General features: G+C 69.6%; 1 protein-coding gene and 1 pseudogene. Both read right to left on the bottom strand.

The window, feature by feature from the left end:
• On the bottom strand, window positions 1-327 hold a 327-nt coding region (locus AB0D94_RS37870), incomplete at its 3' end, for a hypothetical protein (protein WP_362062548.1).
• Window positions 328-394: 67 nt separating this feature from the next.
• Window positions 395-1,186 (bottom strand): annotated as a pseudogene (locus AB0D94_RS37865) (hypothetical protein); the annotation flags it as partial.

The following is a 1,186-nucleotide window of genomic DNA, read 5'->3' as shown; positions in this document are numbered from 1 at the left end:
CTCGCCCAGCCCGTTGACGTAGATCAGCTCCAGCAGCGCCGCGGTATCGGCGTCGATGGCATACGTATCGATGCGGATCTCTTCCGGCACCGCAGCCTTGTAATAGCTCACGCCGGCGATCAGATGCAGCAGGCGCAGCATGCGTTCGACCGCCGCGCTTCGCGCCGCGTCCAGCGCGAACGGCGCGCCGGGCACGGTGACGGTTTCGATCAGCTCCGGGCCGTCGTCGAAGGCGTAGACCAGTTCGGCCGCGCCGGTGCGGGCATCCAGGCCGCAGCGCACGAAACGGAAGGCGCGCACGGCGTCGCGTTGGAATTGATCGCTCACAGGTTCACTCTCGAAATCGAAACGGTCGCGCGCCGCGCCATCGCGGGGTCGTGGGTCGGGGCGGCGCTCATCCGAGCGCCTCCTCGACCGGCAGCGCGCGCAGGTTGTAGGTGTTGGCCATGGCCATGCCGTAGGCGCCGGCGTCGGCGACCAAAATCACGTCGCCTTCTTCGGTCGCCTTCGGCAGCAGCCGCGCGCGGCCGATCACGTCGCTGCTCTCGCACACCGGGCCGACCACGTCGAACGCGGCGGTGTCGGTGTCGTCGATGCGGCCGAGGTTGTGGATGCCGTGGTAGGCCTCGTACATGGCCGGACGCATCAGCGCGTTCATGCCCGCATCGCAGCCGATCCGGCGCACGCCGTCCTTCTCCACCACCTGGGTGACCGACAGCAGCAGCACGCCGCTTTCGGCGACCAGGTAACGGCCCGGTTCGATGATCAGGCCATAACGCGGATACGCGGCCTTGATCTCGTCCAGCCCGGCGCGCCACAGGTTGAGGTCGAACTCGCGCGCTTCCGGCGTGTAGGCCACCGGCAGGCCGCCGCCGATGTCGATGGTCTCGATGGTGCCGACGCTGTCGGCCAGCCCGGCCAGACTGGCGTAGACGCCGCGCCAGTGCTGCGGATCGTCGATGCCGCTGCCCAGGTGCGCGTGCAGGCCGCTGATGCGCACGCCGAGCTTGCGCGCCTCTTCGACGAACGCATCGAAGCGCGCCAGCGGCAGGCCGAACTTGGCCGCCGCGCCGCCGGTGCGCACTTTCTCGTGATGGCCTTCGCCGTGGCCCAGGTCCAGGCGCAGCCACAGGGTGCGGCCGCGGAAGGTCTCGGGCCAGCGCTTGAGCGCCTCGACGTTGTCGAG

The sequence above is a fragment of the Streptomyces sp. NPDC048255 genome (genome assembly GCF_040652415.1).
Classification (GTDB): domain Bacteria; phylum Actinomycetota; class Actinomycetes; order Streptomycetales; family Streptomycetaceae; genus Streptomyces.
The sequence above is the reverse complement of the archived record's forward strand: the minus strand, read 5'-3'. Positions and strand labels throughout refer to the sequence as shown.